This is a genomic window from uncultured Actinomyces sp. (assembly GCA_900541895.1).
In the GTDB taxonomy this organism is placed as follows: Bacteria; Actinomycetota; Actinomycetes; order Actinomycetales; family Actinomycetaceae; genus Pauljensenia.
Genome location: UWSI01000037.1, coordinates 1 through 16,957, shown reverse-complemented (window position 1 = coordinate 16,957; position 16,957 = coordinate 1). Strand labels below are relative to the sequence as shown.

Sequence of the window (16,957 nt, the reverse complement as noted above, 5' to 3'; positions counted from 1 at the left end):
GTTTCCGGCCCACACCCACATGTATCTAGTTCTTAGTCAAGATAGTCACGCAGGACTTGCGAACGAGAGGGATGACGAAGCTTCGACATCGTCTTGGATTCAATCTGACGGATACGTTCGCGCGTCACTCCGTAGACCTTGCCAATTTCATCAAGAGTTTTAGGCTGGCCATCTCCAAGACCGAACCGCATCGAAACGACTCCTGCTTCGCGTTCAGAGAGAGTGTCGAGAACTCGGTGCAACTGCTCTTGAAGCAGGGTGAAAGACACGGCATCTGCAGGAACAATAGCTTCAGAATCCTCGATCAGATCTCCGAACTCGCTATCGCCATCCTCGCCAAGAGGAGTATGTAGAGAAATCGGCTCACGTCCGTACTTTTGGACCTCGACAACCTTTTCAGGAGTCATGTCCAGTTCTTTAGCAAGTTCTTCAGGAGTGGGTTCACGACCGAGATCTTGAAGCATTTGACGCTGGACGCGAGCAAGCTTATTAATCACTTCGACCATGTGGACGGGGATACGAATAGTACGCGCTTGGTCTGCCATCGCACGCGTAATCGCCTGACGAATCCACCAGGTTGCGTACGTCGAGAACTTGTAGCCCTTCGTGTAGTCGAACTTTTCAACCGCACGAATAAGGCCAAGGTTGCCTTCCTGAATCAAATCCAAGAATTGCATTCCACGTCCGGTGTAGCGCTTTGCCAGCGAGACAACAAGACGGAGATTCGCCTCGAGAAGGTGATTCTTCGCCTGCTGTCCATCTTGGGCAAGAATATGAAGCTCGCGCCGCTGGCGAGAAGTCAAATCATTGGAGGTGGTCTTCAGCAATTCTTCGGCATACAGACCAGCTTCAATTCGACGGGCGAGGTCAACTTCTTGTTCTGCGTTAAGAAGCGAGACCTTACCGATTTGCTTGAGATAGTCCTTAACCGGATCAGCCGTTGCACCTGCGACAGTAACCTGTTGAACTGGCTCATCGGTCTCATCAGAATCAGAGACCACGAAACCACCCTTTGAACGGACAGCTGCTACTGCCTGAGGCTTTGAATCCTGATCCTGTGACGAAGCATCGTCATCAGAGTCCTTGTCCTCTGAGTCATCTTCATCCGCATCATCGGCATCTACCTCAATGTCGTCGACATCGGCATCGATATCTTCAACATCTTCAAGTTGGGCTTCCTCGACGATGTCGTCTTCGAGATCCTCTGCCTCTTCAGACTGAGAATCTTGGGGAGCCTCTTCGACCTTTTCAGCCTTCTTCTTACGCGTCCGCTTCGCGGGCTTTGCGGCGGCTTCCTCAGCAGATGCGCCTTCTTCAGTCTTCTTTGCCTTCTTACGCGTTGTCCGCGGTTTCTTTTCGGGTTCTACTTCAGCCGCGTCCTCGTTCTTCGCGCTCTTTGAAGCAGTAGCCTTCTTGGTCGCCCGCTTTTTAGCGGGTGCCTTCTTTTCCGTTGCAGCGGCAGAATCGGTTGCGGTAGATGCGGTCTTCTTGGTCTTCTTTGCCTTCGCAGCCTTCTTTGGCGCTTCGGCCTCTTCCGCTTGGGCTTCTACCGATGTAGTCTTTGACGAGCGGCGCGTACGCGTTGCTTTCTTGACCTCAGGGGCTTCATCTTCAGTATCGCGGGCGCTGGTAGCGCGAGATGGAGACACTCGAATCCCTTTCATGGGTTGGCAAATGAGCCGCCAATCCACTGGACGGCGACAGACTGCCTACAATTATAACTATCCCTTTATCACTCGCGCAGCATGAAAGTGCGTAAATAGGGGGTGAAACTAGGCGCTCGTATCCTCAAAACGCCACGACGACGTCATCACCGGACAGGGAGCATCAAGCAAAATCTGAGTCGCTGTATTGCCGATCGTTGTACTCTTCGAGCCACCAGGTCTCAGGCCAATGACGATCATATCCGCATCGATCCTGCGCGCACAATCAAGTACGGTTTCCGCCATTGACATATCACGTCGGCAACGTATGACTTCAAAAGAAACCTCGGTTCCGTCTAAGCGTTCCCAGAGATGTGCCTCAGCCGAATTCTCATCCGCGAAGATACCCCCGCACTCGTGAGAAGCAACAACAATCATCAGTGATGTCCGCATCCAGGACGCCAGACGTACTGCCTGATCCAGCGCGGCATCAGACTCGCGATTCCCGTAGTAGCTCAAAACGATTGCCACGAAACCTCCTTAATTGCATTTTCATCATAAGAGCAGGGAGTTAAAGACGTGAAATTGTTTTATAGACTGGTCACATGACTTCATTGAGCGAGCAGCTTCAGGCTTTAGCACCACGGATCGAGGAGCGTGCGCACGCCGTCCTGAAAGACCTTGCTGACACAATTGCACCAGCCGCTCAGATCTCGCCGCTTCTCCAGGTAGTTCATTCCAGTCTTGAGGAAGGCAAACGTTTCCGAGCATTCCTTGCTTTTGTCGGCGGTAGTATTGCGAATCATTCACCTCTGCAGGCGCTCGATCTAGACGATCTTGGCGCAGCATTGGAGCTCTACCAAGCCAGTGCTCTGGTTCATGATGACATCATCGACCATGCGCCCACGCGTCGTGGTCGTCCCTCTGCACATGCTGCTTTCGCTGCACATCACCGCTGCGCTTTATCCCGAGGCGATAGTGAAGATTTCGGGATAAGTTCCGCAATCCTTGCTGGGGATTTCCTTTTCTCCGCAGCTGAACTTGCAATGATTCGTCAATGCGAGGCAATCCCCCACTACCGTGATGGCGTGATGGAGCTCTATGCACAAATGCACGCCGAAGTCGCAATTGGGCAATTCCTTGATATCGCAGCCGAACAGCGACCACTGAATGTTAATGACTCGCAGGCGATTAATGCACAGACAGCTCTGACAATCGTCTCTCACAAAGCCGCCAACTACTCGGTCGTCATCCCGGCAACTCTTGGGGCTCTCGCATTGGGCGCTTCGCGAGCAGATACCGATTCGTTGCGGATGATTCTTAGCCCGTGGGGACATGCCTTCCAGCTACGTGACGATGACCTTGGAATCTTCGGTGATCCACGAGTTACAGGAAAGAGCGCAGGAGATGACTTGCGCGAAGGAAAACGGACCTATCTCCTTGCCCTCACGTGGCAAGAAGCAAACGCAAGCGAACGGGAAAAGCTTGCCCACGGCCTCGGCAACCCCGACCTTAGCGAAGAAGAGCTCGAGGAACTACGCGGGATCGTCAAGCGCCGAGGTCGTCGTCGCCATGAAGAAGTCATTTCGACTTTCGAGGCCGAGGGCTTCCTTGCGTTGGAATCCAGTAGATTCAATGCCGACCAGCGCGAACTGTTAAGCGAGGTCGCAGCGATGCTGATCAAGCGCTCGAAGTAAGCGTACGCGCCAAGAGAAGTTGTATATCTCTAAGCGAGAACTCACCCTCAGAGATCAGAATCCTAAAACAGAGGCAATGCGATTCACACGGTGGTGACGACCGCCAAGAAGAGCGGACATTGGCGTCTCCCCTAGTTCTTCATGCTCGGTGTAAAGCCATCGTGCGGCCTCTTCGGGGCTAAAACCACCATCAGCAAGCAAAGTGAGGGTCCCGGGAAGATTGAATAGTGGTTCGTATCCGCTATCAGTCTTAATCAGGATTTCTTCGGGAATCCCAGAGTTCCCAGCTTCGTCGGTATAGGTAAAGAGAATGTGGTCGCGCACCAATTGCTTCACTCGGCGAGGCTCAATACCAAGCCTGCGCGCAACCTCTTGAACGGACAGAAGGGAAACAGCTTCACTCATGGGACAATGATATAGCCTGGGAAGGGATTCGCGCCCCAGCACGGCTCGCGGGCTTTCCTGCGCACATCACCTGAAATCTCCAGTAAAATCCTAACGATGACTTCTGAGACAGAATTTGACCCTGAGGACCGCAGCGACGCCGAAAACGGCACTGACGGCCAGGGGTTGTCTGTGCCTACTGACCCATTGATTGGTTTGCTCGTCGATGAGCGATACCGGATCCAAGCTCGCCTTGCACGCGGTGGTATGGCTACCGTCTACGTCGCGCACGATGAGCGTTTGGACCGCCCAGTTGCCCTCAAGGTCATGCATCCGCATCTGGCAGAATCTGCTGATTTCGTTGCGCGTTTTAGGCGCGAGGCTCGTGCAGCCGCACGAATTGTTTCACCGGGAGTTGTTTCGGTCTTTGACCAGGGTGTAATTCACGGGCAAGGCTTCCTCGTGATGGAACTTATCGACGGAACCAACCTTCGCGCACTGTTGCAGGCACAAGGCGCTTTCACCCTTGCTCAGTCTCTTCAGTACACGCAGGATGTTCTTGAAGCGCTGCGTTCTGCGCATCGAGTCGGTGTGATCCACCGTGACATCAAGCCCGAAAATGTTTTAGTACCCAGTGAAGGCCCTGTACGCGTTACCGATTTCGGTCTTGCACGTGCAGCATCAGAAGTATCGATGTCAACGACCGGTTCAATGCTTGGAACCGTCGCATACATGGCGCCAGAGATCGCGACTACAGGAACCTGTGACGCGCGAAGTGACATCTATGCCGTTGGGATCATGCTCTATGAAATGCTCACGGGCTCAGTTCCGTGGCAGGGCGAAAATCCCATGCAAATGGCCTATCACCACGTGAACGACTCTGTTCCACTTCCTTCCGAAGTTGAGCCGTGGATTCCTCGCGAGATTGATGATCTTGTTGCATCGCTTGCAGCCAAAGACCCCGAGGACCGCCCCGTTGATGCTCAAGAGGCTCTTGATTTGGTGATGCGTGCTCGCACCTCACTGCCCGCAGAGCTCATGAGTCGGCGTGCGGATATCGACAGCACTGACGACAACGAACAGCGAACCACTGCACTGGGGCTTGTCGAGTTGACTTCTCCCCTTCCGGCACAAAGACTCCCAGCCACTTCGCAAGCTATCGTTCATGTCTCTGGCGGGATTGCCCACGCGGCCCCACAGGCACGGACCCGGAAGCGTTTTGGTAAAGTTCTCGCTCTCATTGTTTCCTTGCTGATTGTTGGAGTCATCGGAGGCTTTTGGTGGTGGCATGAATACGGGCCGGGTTCCTACCTGACCATGCCAGTCACTGATGGACGCGCTGTTTCTGATGTTGAGAACGATCTACGCTCACTGCATCTCAATTTCCAAGAACGTGAAGATTTCTCTGACACTGTTTCTCAAGGAAATATCATCTCTTCCACACCGGGAAGTGGCGAAGCTGTTCACAAACGTGCTGAGGTTCTTTTGGTCGTCTCAAAGGGCGTTGACATGCGTAATGCGCCAAATCTCGGCGGCATGGAAACAGACGCAGCGAAGAATGCCCTGACAACTGCAGGACTTGCAGTCGGCGATGTTCGCGAAGACTGGTCCGAAGACATCGAAAAGGGCAAGGTCATCTCGCAATCTGTCCCAGCGGGAGCGTCGGTTCGCCACGATACAAAGGTTGATATTGTCGTTTCTAAGGGCCGCGAGCCCTTATCGGTTCCCGATATTAAAGGCAAGAGTGCCGGTGAAGTCCGTCAAACACTCGAATCGATGGGACTGAGTGCACAGGAAACCGAGGCATTTTCATCGACAGTTGCCCAGGGAACCGTCATCTCTCAAGAAACCGCTGCGGGTACAACTCTTCATCGCGGAGATAAAGTCCAATACACGGTCTCCAAGGGCCCTGAAACGGTAGAGATCCCCGCTGTTCAAGGACTCCAAGAAAGTCAGGCTCGTGCGGCCCTCGAACGCGTCGGCCTTCAAGTCCGTGTTGAGCGCTTCATGGGTGGGCTATTTGGAACTGTGCGTTCTTCTGACCCTGCAGCTGGAACGGTCGTTCCTCGAGGAACCACAGTGACACTGACGGTTGTCTAGTCCCTTAGTGGCTAGGCAGTATGGAGGGTCTAGTTTTACCTATGGGTGAGGGGGTGAAGAACCAATGTTCTTCGCCCCCTCACCCATAATCAGTTTCGAGAAATTCAAGCGGTATACCGAACGAATTCAGCTACTCTTTCTTTAAGTACTCCGCGACTTGGAATGCCATCTCCAAAGACTGCTGGTGGTTCAAACGCGGATCCACCAGCGTCTCATAGCGATCACGCAAGGCCTCCTCATCAAGCTGCTCGGAGCCGCCAAGAACCTCCGTCACATCATCCCCTGTGAGTTCGACATGGATTCCACCGGGAACCGTTCCAGCCTCGCGATGGGCCTCAAAGAAACCGGTAACCTCATCCATGATCGTCTCGAAGCGTCGTGTCTTGTAACCCGTCGACGAAGTGATCGTATTTCCATGCATCGGATCGGTCACCCAAGTAACGGGGCGCCCATCATGTGCTTGCGCTTCCAAGAGAGGAGGTAATGCATGGCGAATTTTATCCGCCCCCATACGCGTGATGAAGGTCAGGCGCCCTTCTTCACCCTCCGGATTCAAACGGTCAACCAGACGGCGCATATCATCAATTGATGTCGTCGGTCCTAGTTTGACGCCAATGGGATTACGCACATGCGCAAGCAATTCAACATGTGCATCGTAAACGCCACGAGTACGTTCGCCAATCCACAAGAAGTGACCGGAAGTGTTGTAAGGATCCCCAGTGCGTGAATCGATACGGGTCATCGCGGACTCGTAATCCAGAAGCAGGGCTTCGTGAGAGGAGAAGAGATCGACGCTACGCATCTGGGCCGCACTCGACACACCTGCTGCCTCAAGGAACTTCACTGCACGGTGAATCTCCTCAGCAAGAGACTCATAACGCGCATAAGCCGGATTAGCAGTAAAACCACGATTCCAGTGATGCACAAGCCGCAAGTCAGCATAGCCACCTCGAGTGAAGGCACGAATCAAATTCAGCGTCGATGCGGCATGATGATACAAATCCAACAAGCGCGTGGGATCTGGAATGCGAGACTCGGGAGTGAATTCAAACGAATTGACAGCATCGCCACGGTAAGAAGGAAGAGTGACGTCTCCACGGGTCTCCATGTCTGAAGAGCGCGGCTTCGCATACTGGCCCGCAATTCGCCCAATCTTAATCACAGGCAAAGATGCACCATAGGTTAAGACAACGGCCATTTGGAGAAGAGTTTGGATCTTCAGACGCAAATGGTCAGCCGTCGCCTCGGCAAAAGTTTCAGCGCAATCACCGCCCGTGAGGACGAAGGCCTCACCGCGCGAGGCGGCAGCGAGGTTCGTTCGCAGATCGTCGACCTCACCAGCAAAAACCAAGGGAGGCTGGCGACGCAACTCAGCCAATACGGAATCGAGTGCCTCGGGATCCGGGTAGCTCGGTTGTTGAAGCGCACGCTTGGAGCGCCAAGCTTCCCATGAAGCAGATTCTTCAGAACCGGCAGGAGCAAAGAGTTCAGGTGCGCCGGGGCGCAGCGAAAAATCGCCGCGCCCCGGGAAAGAAGATGAAGCCATCGTCACTGCGCTGCAGACACAGGCTGGCCGATCTGTGAGAGCAGATCAGTGAACCACGGCTGCGTGATGTCGAAAGGCTTACCACCGGCAATGCGCGGGAAGGCAATCGCAGAAAGCTGGTCGCCATTCTCTTCATCCTGACCGATGACACCGCTTTCACCGCGGAGTGCGCACTCAACGGCAAGATCACACATCTGCTTGATCAGTGCAAGATCTTCTTCGTGTGCTGCTGCCGCGCGTGAGTAGTAACCGGACTTCTGAACCATCACCTTTTCTGCACCAATAAGCGCTGCAAACTTGCGCGCGAACCACTGGCCGGGGTTGATGGTGTCGAGCTTGACGTGTCCGAAGGGATCACGCTGGACCTCTTCACCATTGGCTTCCATCTCGGCAATGATTTCGGGGAGGCCCGCACCTTCTGAAAGGAAGATGTTGACGTTGCCCTGCTCATCCATGATTGCCTTCAGACGTTGCGCCTCACCGGCAATGTCAAGAGCAGCCTCGGGAACGTAAACGCCGTGAACATCCCAACGCTCACGGGTCAAGCCCAAGGACGGCGCCCAGTTCTTGCTATCGAGCAGCTCATGGTAGCGACGAGCGGTCTCTGCCGTGAGGTAGCCGCAGTTACGCCCCATGCACTCGTGAACAATGAGCATACGGGGGTTAGAACGGTGTTCGCCGATGACGTTGAATGCGAAACGTGCACCTTCGTCCGCCGCGGTCCATGCGCCCAGCGACTGGCGAATCGGAACAACGTCATTATCAATGGTCTTAGGAAGGCCAACCACGGTCAGTTCGTAGTTGTGCTCGTGCAGGTAGGCAGCGAGATCTGCTGCGGTCGTGTTTGTGTCGTCACCACCGATGGTGTGCAGAACATCAACGCCGTCCTTGCGGAGCTGCTCGGCAGCAAATGCAAGCGGATCGACGCCTTCTTCAACCAAGCCTCGGTCGACAAGGTTCTTTGCATTGGTCAGCTTGACGCGAGAATTACCAATGGGTGAACCACCAAACTCGCGAAGAATACCTGCGTTGCGGCGTCCTTCTTCGTCGACGACAACATAGTTACCGGTCAGAAGGCCGTGGTAGCCGTACTGGTAAAGGATGATTTCTACCTCGGGAGCAACCTGGGTGTAGCGCTCGATGAGATCACCAACAGCAGCCGAAAGACAGGGGGCAAAGCCACCAGCGGTCAAGAGAGCAACACGACGAACCGTCATGAGTCAACCTTTCAGTTTTCTTCACGCGCAGCAAGAGAAGCGCGCCAGATACTTATCTTATCGAGAGTGTAGTTTCTTCGCCGCCCCGGACCTTGTTCTGGGACACGGCGGTCGCTATCAGTCTTCATCCCCAGACTCGTCTGTTAGTTCAGGGATCTGTTCAAGGTCTTCTTCGGGCGCGGTCAGAACCTGAACCTCAGGGGCCTCACGCCCACCGGGCGCGCTCTTCCCGTTCGAGGGTACCGGGCCGTCAAAAGCGCCTTGCTCAGCAAGCTGCGCTTTGACATCAGCGGCATAGAGATCGACATATTCCTGACCAGAGAGGAGCATCAGGTTGTACATAATCTCATCGGTGATCGCGCGAAGAACGTAGCGGTCTTTATCCAGCCCCTTGTATCGGCTGAAATCCAAGGGCTCTCCGATGACCATACCGATATTGGTTCTCGAAGGAATTTTCTGTCCGATTGGCTGAGCCGCATGCGTGCCGATCATCGCCACAGGAATGACAGGAGCACCGGATAAAAGCGCTAGACGCGCGACACCTGTCTTCCCACGATATAAGCGCCCATCGGGACTACGCGTGCCCTCGGGGTAGATTCCAAAAAGTTCACCTTCACTGAGGCGCTTGAGTCCAGCCTTCAACGCGGCTTCAGATGCGCGGCCGCCACTGCGATCAACGGGAATAGTGCCAACAGCACGCATGAATTCCTTCGTTGCCCACCCCTTAAGGCCGGTACCCGTGAAGTAATCGGCTTTACCCATGAACACAACCTCACGGTCAATCATCATGGGTAGAAAAACAGAGTCCCAGACAGCGTTGTGGTTAGAAGCGAGGATCGCCGGACCGCTCTTAGGGATGTTTTCTTTCCCGCGGATCCACGGACGATACGCAGCCTTAAGAATCGGAGTGCCCGTCAGCTTCAGTGCTTGATACAGACCCATGTTTCCTCCACCCGGATCAACCGCTAGCATCGTGGTTATGACCAATGGTTCTACTGTACAGCCCGATCGGCGAAAAACCGCAATGATCCCAGCTTGGGACCACGCTCAATGGCTGGTAGTAGATCTAGAAACAACTGGACTTAGCTCCCGCGATACCATCATTGAAATCGGGGCAGCAGTCTACGAAAACCGCGAGCTTGTCGATAGTTTTTCAGCCCTCATCAACCCCGGTAGTCCGTTGCCTTCATTCATTACTGCTTTGACGGGACTTAACGATGAAACACTTGCCCACGCCCCGGATCTTCACACTGTTTTTTCGCATTTTTGCCAGTGGGCAGAGCATCTATGCGATCAGAAAAAAATTTCAGGCCTTATCGCACACAATGTCGCCTTCGATTGGGGGTTCCTTGAGCGAGCTCAACGGACCAGCGGTATCCGACTCCCCCATTTTCAGCCTATTGACACACTGTCAATGGCTCGTGCCTTACTTCCAATTGAGGTACCCAACCACAAGCTCACGACGCTGCGTGAACACTTTAAATTAGGTGGCGGCCAGCATCGCGCACTGGACGATGCCCTGGCCACGGGCATGTTGTTCTATAAGTTGTGTGAATGCGCAGAAAGTCTTGGAAAAGATCCCCTTGCTTACTGCTCGCCTGCGTACCCTTTGTCCTCATAATTTCCCGAGGCCGCGCGTACTTTACGTTGAAAAGGACGAGTTTCAGCGACGCTGACGCAGAAGCTCCGCGAGGGCTTCTTGAAGCTCCTGTGAGTCAAATGGTGCGCTGACAATACGGCTTGCACCTGCCCATGTTGCCAGCCAGTCATCTTGGGGACGAGCGGTGAGCATCAGGACTGGAGGAACATCCTGGCGGGTACCGGCGAGCTCCTTCGCGACCGACATGCCACCTTCCTTTTGAGTTTCTCCGTCAAGAACAAGGGCTGCAATATCCGAGTTATTGTCCACGAGCTCAAGGACACCGAACTTCGTGGCGGCTTGAAGCCATTCAATAGGAGCCGTATCTTTCGATGCTTTGAAACCGACACCTGTGATCACTGCCTGGCGAGTGGACGAGTTATCACTGAAGACCAGAACTTTCACGGGTGTTTCACTCACGATGCGCTCCTCAACGTTAAGAGATCGTTACTCTGGGTATTCTAACCGCTTTTTCATACACGTGTGGGGAGCTGGAACTCCAGCTCCCCACACGTGTTGTTTGCTCTACCGCAGTAGTTCAGATGAACAAACTACTTTTCAGGGATAACAGCAAGAATGTCAACGACAATCGCTTGCGGAGACTGCCCTTGAGCCCCATTGCTAGCAGATACGAGGAGTACCCGCGAGCCCGCGGTGAAGCCGATAAGCTGATTACCGTCCTTCACGCTGACAACCTGGGCACCTTGTTGTCCCCATGTCGACTGTGTTAGAGCATCGTTACCAAAAACGGTTCCGACACCCTGATAAATAATTGTCGAGCCAACAGCAACCTTGTCACCGTGTCCCTCAGCGATGACGACCTTGGAGGCCTGTGTGGGCGCGCTCTGTCCCCAAGTGACCGTGGGCTGGCTACCGAGATCACCACTAACAGTAATGCCCGCTGGAAGTTCATTTCCGGTCGGCGTTGCGCTTGTCAGCTGAGAGGTATCGTTCGGGTTAACAGTTCCCAAAATATCGACGACGAAGACGAGGTCAGCATTTGCGGGAATTGAAGAACCCGAACCTTGAGCGCCGTAACCCCACTTTGATGGGATGACGAGTTCAACACGATCGCCAACATGAGCGTCCGCCAGACCGTACTTCCATCCCTTAATCACCTGGTTGAGGCTGAAAGCGATAGGGGTGCGACCATCTTGGAAAGAAGAATCAAAAACCTTGGCATCGCTGAAGAGCGCACCTGCGTAGTTGACCTGAACAATATCATCGAGGCCGACGGTTGCGCCATCACCCTTGTGGAGGGTTTTTACCAAAATCGCGTCACCCACACTGCCCGATCCGGCTTTAATTTCGGGCTTCTGCCCGAAATCACCGCTTACCTCCGGGAAATTACCCTGGCCGCTTCGATCAACCTGAGGTGTCTCTTCAGAACTTGAAGCCGACTGAGTTGCGCTTGCCGAGGCCGAAGGTGATGCCGATTGAGAGTCCTTTGACTGGCCTGAGCAGGCACCAAGGGCAAGAGAGCAGGTCAGTAGGATGGCACCAATAGCAGGTAGCTTCTTCACAATTCTCCGATCAGGCGAAAGACTCACCGCATGCACAAGTGTTCTGCGCATTGGGGTTATCGATCGTGAATCCCTGGCGTTCAATGGTGTCAGAGAAGTCGATGGTTGCGCCTGCAAGATAGGGAACACTCATACGGTCAACAACAACCTCAACACCATCGAAATCACGGACAGCGTCGCCATCGAGCAAACGATCGTCGAAGTAGAGCTGGTAAATCAGGCCAGAGCAGCCTCCGGGCTGAACGGCGACACGCAGACGGAGATCGTCGCGGCCTTCCTGCTCAAGAAGGCTCTTGACCTTCTGTGCTGCGACATCAGTCAGGATGACGTCGTGGGTTGCAGTCTCAGTCGTGTTCTCAGACATGCTGCTCCTTTAATTCTTTTCTTATAGGAATAACCTCTAGCCTAAGGCTACTCAGGCACGAGCGCCATCTTCAAAGCTGAGAGCGAATTGTCACTGCCTAGCCCACGTACGAGCAGCGCGGTATCCCAGAGCATCAAGGTTTCCAGTTTCATCAACGAGAATCCCATGAATCCCCCACTGGGCCCGCTCATGTGCCGATAGAGTGGAATGCGCGCCAATAGCAAGAACGGGTATAGCTGATCTCGACGCGATTTCAGTTAATAGATCAAGGCTAGATTCAGCCAAAGCCGGTGAATGTAGCTCTGGTTCACAAATGATCACAAGGTCAGATGCCTCAATTGAGCTTTCGCAGTCGGTGTGGTGGAGTAAGAAGTCACCATCGGAGACCAAACGGCCACCGAGAAGCCCAACAATCGCTGCAGCACCCCCACTAGCCCCCGAACCGGGAAGCCTTCCGGGTTCCACTACCGAGGCCGATTGCCCACTGACTGCAAGTTGCGGGCGCATAGTTTTGTGAAGCAGCTCCGCCCATCGTCGATCGAAGGCTGTATCTCCGCTGACTCGAAGACTAAGGTCTGGTTCGAGAGCCAATGTCGAGGATGGGCCAAAGAGCGGGCGTGACGTCGAGTAGGCGGCATAAAACTCCTGACCCGATACAGCGTTTTGTGCGTGCTCAATTGCGCGCGCAAACCATGCCTCGAGCGATTCCTTCGCCCTTCGCTTCGCTCCGGAAATACCTTCAAGAAAGCTCACCCCACCATCAGTTGCTGTGAGGTGACCACCCTCAAGGACGGGGACTTTCCCTTCTGCAAGCACCTCACGAAAGCGCTGCCCGGCCTCGTGAAGGCAGTCCCCATCCCCCACGCTAAGGACACAAAAACGTTGATCGTCCTCCATGGCCTCGGCAAAGGCCTGACCGGGTCCAAAGGGTAAAAAGGAAACTTCCCACGAAGGCGCACCTGCCGAGAAGCTCTGAGCAAGTGCACGAAGCACGGGGGCAGGATCATTTTCCTGCCCCCAATGCCCCGTAATAAACGCGCGTCCCACTTACTTCTCAGCCAGGCGAGACAAGACCAACGCCTCTGCTAGGACAGCGTTCTTCAGATCGGGAAGTGACTGAGACTCGTCCTCAGAGTGAGCATTCGTCAGCGGATCTTCAACGCCGGTGACGACGACCTGTGCGTGAGGGAAGGTCTCTTGGAACTCGGAAATGAACGGAATAGAACCGCCGACACCGATATTGACTGCTTGAACACCCCATGCGTCAGTAAGCGCCTGCTTGACCACGTGTGAGACTGGGGAATCGACATCAGCAAGGTATCCGGGCCCTAGGTCGACATCAGAAAACTCGATACGTGCACCGAAGGGCACGTGCTCACGAAGATGCTTCTCAATCGCATCCATTGCTTGACGCGGGTCAACACCGGGAACCGTGCGCATCGACAGACGGAAACGAACGTGGGGAATGATCGTATTCGATGAATTCGCAACGCTGGTCGTATCAAAGCCAATCAGTGATACGGAGGGCTTCGTCCAGGTACGGGCCGCAAGATCTCCGCTGCCAGCAAGTCGAACCTCATCAAGCATTCCGCTTGCCGCGCGGAACTCGTCTTCGGGCCAATCAACCTCTGCGCGGTCATCTCCACCCAAACCTTCAACGACGATGTTGCCATCTTGATCGTAAAGCGAGGCAATCAAAAGAGCAGCGCAGCTGGGAGCGTCGATCATCGGGCCGCCAAACATTCCTGAGTGAACAGCGTGGTCGGCGACGGTGAGATCAACTGTGAAAGCGCAGTTGCCGCGCAAGCTTGTCGTAAGCGCAGGCTCCCCCGGCTTCCAGTTATCCGAGTCAGTCACGATAATGACATCGGCTTCGAGCTGGTCACGGTAGGTCTCAAGGAAGTGAGTAAAAGAGGGCGAGCCGATTTCTTCTTCGCCTTCGATGTAGACAACAACGTTCGCACCTAGATCCTTACCAAGGAGGCTCAAAGACCCGAGGTGAACAATGACACCCGCACCATCGTCAGAAGTTCCGCGTCCATAGATGCGATCACCCTTAACAACGGTTGTCCAGGGGTCTGAGTGCCAACGTGCGACATCTCCAGTTGGCTGGACATCGTGGTGAGCATAAAGAAGGACCGTCGGTGCACCCTCAATATGAGGGGAACGAGCAAGGATTGCCGGCTTGCCTTGAACTCCTTCAGGAGTCGTCACTGAGTGAATCTGAGCGTCTAGGCCAAGGGCCTCAAAACGCGAACGAATATGCTCAGCGGAACGGTCAACATCCGCAGCGTGAGCCGGATCCGAAGAGACGGAGGGAATGGCCACAAGCTGAGAAAGCTCATCAACCAATTGCGGGAAAAGAGCGTCAAGGCGCTCACGAAGTTCATCGATATTCATAAGGCAAGAGTATCTCTTCTACAAGTTTCTGCTCGCATGATTCCATTCTTAGCGGACAAGAATGTGCCGATCGCACTATCGATCTATTACCCTTAGAGACGTGTTGAGCTCAAAGAAGTCAGAACCCGAAGAAACTCCTCAGCCTCAGACTGCGAACGATCGTTCGAAGAGCGGTCCGACGCCTTCGCGTAAGCAAGCCCAAGCACGCAATGATCATTCCTTGATTGTTGCGGATCGTAAGGCTGCCAAGAAAGCCGCACGTGAGAGCGCTCGCGCGATGCGTCTTGAACAAGACCGCCTCCAGCAAGAAGCGCTGATCACCGGAGACGAGCGCCATATGCCGCTACGCGACAAGGGCAAGGTGAAGCGCTTTACTCGCGACTGGCTCGATGCTCGCTGGTCCCTCTCAGAGTTCGTCTTCCCAGTGATGATTCTGTTTTTCGTCGTTTTCTTCGGCGTGTCTTTCTTCGCCTCCACCTCAGCTGCCGGTCAGCGCGCGCTCTTTATTGTCATGCTGATTATGTACGGCCTGTTCTTCGTTGCGATAGTCGAAACCAGCATTGTATGGCGGCGCATCAAGCGTCAGGTCCGCGAGGTTTACCCGCGCGAGTCCATGCCTCGCCGCATGTGGTTCTACGCATTTTCGCGCGCAATCATGCTGCGTCCGTGGCGTTCACCTCGTCCGCAGGTCGAGCGCGGACAGTTCCCAAAGAGATAGTCCCGCGATCTCATTTTGGAGGGGTAAAGGTTATTCGCCTGCACCCCTCTTTTTTTATCCACAGGGTAGCCATCTATTCGGCGTTTTCCACAGATTTCTTGAGGGGCCCCACTACAACTTCAGCGCAGAGGGAGACTCGTGATGCAAAAAGCTTATGAAAGGAACAATCATGGCGCATCACTCTTCGGCCCTTGAAAGTATTCCTCCGCTCTACGGAGAAACTGGATGGGTTGAAAACTGCGGACTAGTTAAAATTCTCCGGTCGCTCACAGATACTCAGGTCACTTCTGATTTCTTCAGATTCTCTGGTTTAGACAGCTCGCGAATCGAAAAGATCCGTCCCCTTCTTCCTCCGGATAACCTGCAGGATCGGCAGAATAACGCACCCCCGCTGGACCTCTTTTTTACCGCGGCGCTTCGTAATCCGCGCGTTTCTTTGGGTGGTTACCTCGTTCTTGCACCGCGATGGGATGAGAGGATGAGCATCGATTCACTCTTCATTGAAGACGCATCAGCACTGAACTACCGCGAAAGCCCGTGGGCGCTCATCCATGAAGACGGTGTGTGGGAACGCCTTCAGGAGCAACTGGGATTCGACGGCTATTGCAGGCCGGACGAATGCGAACCGATTGCGTGTATGGATGAGACTCACGGCCCCGGCTGGTGGCTTTGGTGGGACTGAGCGCACAACGCGTCAGTGGCACAATAAAGGAATGCTCATTCATCTGACATCCGCCTCGCTCGACGAGGATCCACGCCTAGCCGACTACACCTCAATGACCGATGTTCATCTTCGTAAGAGTCTGGAAGTCGAACGCGGCCTATACATGGCAGAGTCAACGAATGTCATCATCCGTGCTCTCGAGGCCGGACATCACCCACGCTCGCTCATCATGGCTCCGCGGTGGCTCCCTGACCTCGAACCACTCCTCGAGCGCTTCCTAGGAGCCACGGACGGCGGCGAGGTACCTGTCTTCATTGCTCCTGAACCGATTCTGGAGAGCATCACCGGCTTCCATCTTCACCGTGGCGCACTCGCTTCCATGCAACGCCCTGTTCTACCTTCGGTGGCAGATCTTCTCTCCTCTTTAGGAGAAGGACCAAAGCGTATTCTGATCCTTGAAAATCTGGTCGACCATACGAATGTGGGTGCCGCCTTTAGAAGCGCTGCCGCACTCGGTGCGGATGCAGTTCTTGTCACTCCAGAATGTGCAGACCCTCTCTATCGGCGCTCCGTTCGTGTCTCAATGGGAACGGTCTTCCAAGTCCCGTGGACCAGATTGGACGACTGGCCGGCAAACGATGACCTGCACGCTGCAGGATTTTCTCTGGCAGCTCTGGCTCTCAGTCATGATTCCGTTAGCCTTGATGAGTTCGTAACGATGCCCGTGATGACAGATAAAGATTCACGCATTGCCTTGGTCATGGGAACGGAGGGCGATGGCCTGAGGAAGAGCACCCTGTCACGCACCGATTACGTCGTTCGTATCCCGATGATGGGCGGTGTTGATTCGCTCAATGTTGCTGCAGCAAGTGCGGTTGCCCTGTGGGCAACGCGACTACCTCGCGCGTAATTCCTTCACAATATCCGCGATCACACCAACGCATTCTTCCCAACCACTCACAGCGAGGGTCGGGTATCCTGCAACCTTCACTGGATAATCGTTGCCGGCCTCGTCTAGCCGATCCCCAATGAAGAGCATGTCTTCTGGTGCGATTCCAGTGA

Annotated in this window: 17 protein-coding genes and 1 pseudogene; 6 read left to right on the top strand and 12 right to left on the bottom strand. The window is 54.3% G+C overall.

Annotated elements, in window-relative coordinates; all coding sequences use genetic code 11:
• Nucleotides 1–32 precede the first annotated feature (32 nt).
• On the bottom strand, nucleotides 33–1,664 hold the full coding sequence (locus tag QZR18_RS07635; protein ID WP_178706865.1) for an RNA polymerase sigma factor: 1,632 nt from the start codon (nucleotides 1,662–1,664) through the stop codon (nucleotides 33–35).
• A gap of 108 nt (nucleotides 1,665–1,772) precedes the next feature.
• Nucleotides 1,773–2,174, bottom strand: coding sequence for a universal stress protein (locus QZR18_RS07630; RefSeq protein ID WP_178706868.1), 402 nt, complete (start codon nucleotides 2,172–2,174; stop codon nucleotides 1,773–1,775).
• Nucleotides 2,175–2,248: 74 nt separating this feature from the next.
• Here QZR18_RS07630 and QZR18_RS07625 point away from each other — a divergent pair, with 74 nt between their 5' ends.
• Entirely contained in the window at nucleotides 2,249–3,340 is a 1,092-nt protein-coding gene (locus QZR18_RS07625) for a polyprenyl synthetase family protein (RefSeq protein WP_178706871.1), read from the top strand.
• A gap of 54 nt (nucleotides 3,341–3,394) precedes the next feature.
• Here the strand turns inward: QZR18_RS07625 and QZR18_RS07620 are convergent, their stop codons facing one another.
• On the bottom strand, nucleotides 3,395–3,745 hold the full coding sequence (locus QZR18_RS07620; RefSeq protein ID WP_178706874.1) for an Rv2175c family DNA-binding protein: 351 nt from the start codon (nucleotides 3,743–3,745) through the stop codon (nucleotides 3,395–3,397).
• 96 nt (nucleotides 3,746–3,841) lie between these two features.
• Here QZR18_RS07620 and pknB point away from each other — a divergent pair, with 96 nt between their 5' ends.
• Nucleotides 3,842–5,824 carry a Stk1 family PASTA domain-containing Ser/Thr kinase gene (pknB, locus tag QZR18_RS07615; protein WP_178706877.1) on the top strand — a complete coding sequence of 661 codons (1,983 nt, stop codon included), beginning with the start codon at nucleotides 3,842–3,844 and terminating at the stop codon, nucleotides 5,822–5,824.
• 130 nt (nucleotides 5,825–5,954) lie between these two features.
• Here pknB and QZR18_RS07610 read toward each other — a convergent pair whose 3' ends face one another.
• The 3 genes from QZR18_RS07610 to QZR18_RS07600 form a co-directional block, all read right to left on the bottom strand.
• The gene (locus tag QZR18_RS07610; protein ID WP_295910849.1) at nucleotides 5,955–7,370 is read right to left on the bottom strand and encodes a class II 3-deoxy-7-phosphoheptulonate synthase; all 1,416 of its coding nucleotides are present in this window, start codon (nucleotides 7,368–7,370) and stop codon (nucleotides 5,955–5,957) included.
• A 2-nt stretch (nucleotides 7,371–7,372) separates the two neighbouring features.
• Entirely contained in the window at nucleotides 7,373–8,587 is a 1,215-nt protein-coding gene (locus QZR18_RS07605) for a pyrophosphate--fructose-6-phosphate 1-phosphotransferase (protein ID WP_178706884.1), read from the bottom strand.
• A gap of 117 nt (nucleotides 8,588–8,704) precedes the next feature.
• Nucleotides 8,705–9,529, bottom strand: a complete 825-nt coding sequence (locus QZR18_RS07600) for a 1-acyl-sn-glycerol-3-phosphate acyltransferase (RefSeq protein WP_178706887.1) — start codon at nucleotides 9,527–9,529, stop codon at nucleotides 8,705–8,707.
• A 37-nt stretch (nucleotides 9,530–9,566) separates the two neighbouring features.
• On the opposite strand from QZR18_RS07600, the gene QZR18_RS07595 reads away from it, so the two are divergent.
• A complete protein-coding gene (locus QZR18_RS07595) occupies nucleotides 9,567–10,208 on the top strand; it encodes a PolC-type DNA polymerase III (RefSeq protein WP_295910847.1) in 642 nt (213 codons plus the stop codon).
• A gap of 42 nt (nucleotides 10,209–10,250) precedes the next feature.
• Here the strand turns inward: QZR18_RS07595 and QZR18_RS07590 are convergent, their stop codons facing one another.
• The 5 genes from QZR18_RS07590 to QZR18_RS07570 form a co-directional block, all read right to left on the bottom strand.
• The gene (locus QZR18_RS07590; RefSeq protein WP_291459320.1) at nucleotides 10,251–10,646 is read right to left on the bottom strand and encodes a hypothetical protein; all 396 of its coding nucleotides are present in this window, start codon (nucleotides 10,644–10,646) and stop codon (nucleotides 10,251–10,253) included.
• 131 nt (nucleotides 10,647–10,777) lie between these two features.
• Nucleotides 10,778–11,749 carry an FKBP-type peptidyl-prolyl cis-trans isomerase gene (locus QZR18_RS07585; protein ID WP_295910846.1) on the bottom strand — a complete coding sequence of 324 codons (972 nt, stop codon included), beginning with the start codon at nucleotides 11,747–11,749 and terminating at the stop codon, nucleotides 10,778–10,780.
• A 10-nt stretch (nucleotides 11,750–11,759) separates the two neighbouring features.
• Entirely contained in the window at nucleotides 11,760–12,113 is a 354-nt protein-coding gene (gene erpA / locus QZR18_RS07580) for an iron-sulfur cluster insertion protein ErpA (RefSeq protein ID WP_009409320.1), read from the bottom strand.
• 90 nt (nucleotides 12,114–12,203) lie between these two features.
• Nucleotides 12,204–13,106 (bottom strand): glycerate kinase, encoded by a 903-nt coding sequence (locus QZR18_RS07575; RefSeq protein WP_295910843.1) that lies wholly within the window; start codon nucleotides 13,104–13,106, stop codon nucleotides 12,204–12,206.
• A gap of 54 nt (nucleotides 13,107–13,160) precedes the next feature.
• Nucleotides 13,161–14,513, bottom strand: a complete 1,353-nt coding sequence (locus QZR18_RS07570) for a dipeptidase (RefSeq protein ID WP_295910841.1) — start codon at nucleotides 14,511–14,513, stop codon at nucleotides 13,161–13,163.
• A 100-nt stretch (nucleotides 14,514–14,613) separates the two neighbouring features.
• Here QZR18_RS07570 and QZR18_RS07565 point away from each other — a divergent pair, with 100 nt between their 5' ends.
• From QZR18_RS07565 to QZR18_RS07555, 3 genes are all read left to right on the top strand, one after another.
• Nucleotides 14,614–15,231, top strand: a complete 618-nt coding sequence (locus QZR18_RS07565; RefSeq protein ID WP_295910839.1) for a DUF3043 domain-containing protein — start codon at nucleotides 14,614–14,616, stop codon at nucleotides 15,229–15,231.
• Nucleotides 15,232–15,400: 169 nt separating this feature from the next.
• A complete protein-coding gene (locus QZR18_RS07560; RefSeq protein WP_291459314.1) occupies nucleotides 15,401–15,913 on the top strand; it encodes a hypothetical protein in 513 nt (170 codons plus the stop codon).
• A 31-nt stretch (nucleotides 15,914–15,944) separates the two neighbouring features.
• On the top strand, nucleotides 15,945–16,805 hold the full coding sequence (locus QZR18_RS07555; protein ID WP_291459313.1) for an RNA methyltransferase: 861 nt from the start codon (nucleotides 15,945–15,947) through the stop codon (nucleotides 16,803–16,805).
• On the opposite strand, the pseudogene QZR18_RS07550 reads toward QZR18_RS07555, so the two are convergent.
• Nucleotides 16,791–16,957, bottom strand: a pseudogene (locus QZR18_RS07550) (HAD family hydrolase); the annotation flags it as partial. The gene QZR18_RS07555 and the pseudogene QZR18_RS07550 sit on opposite strands and share 15 nt — an antisense overlap.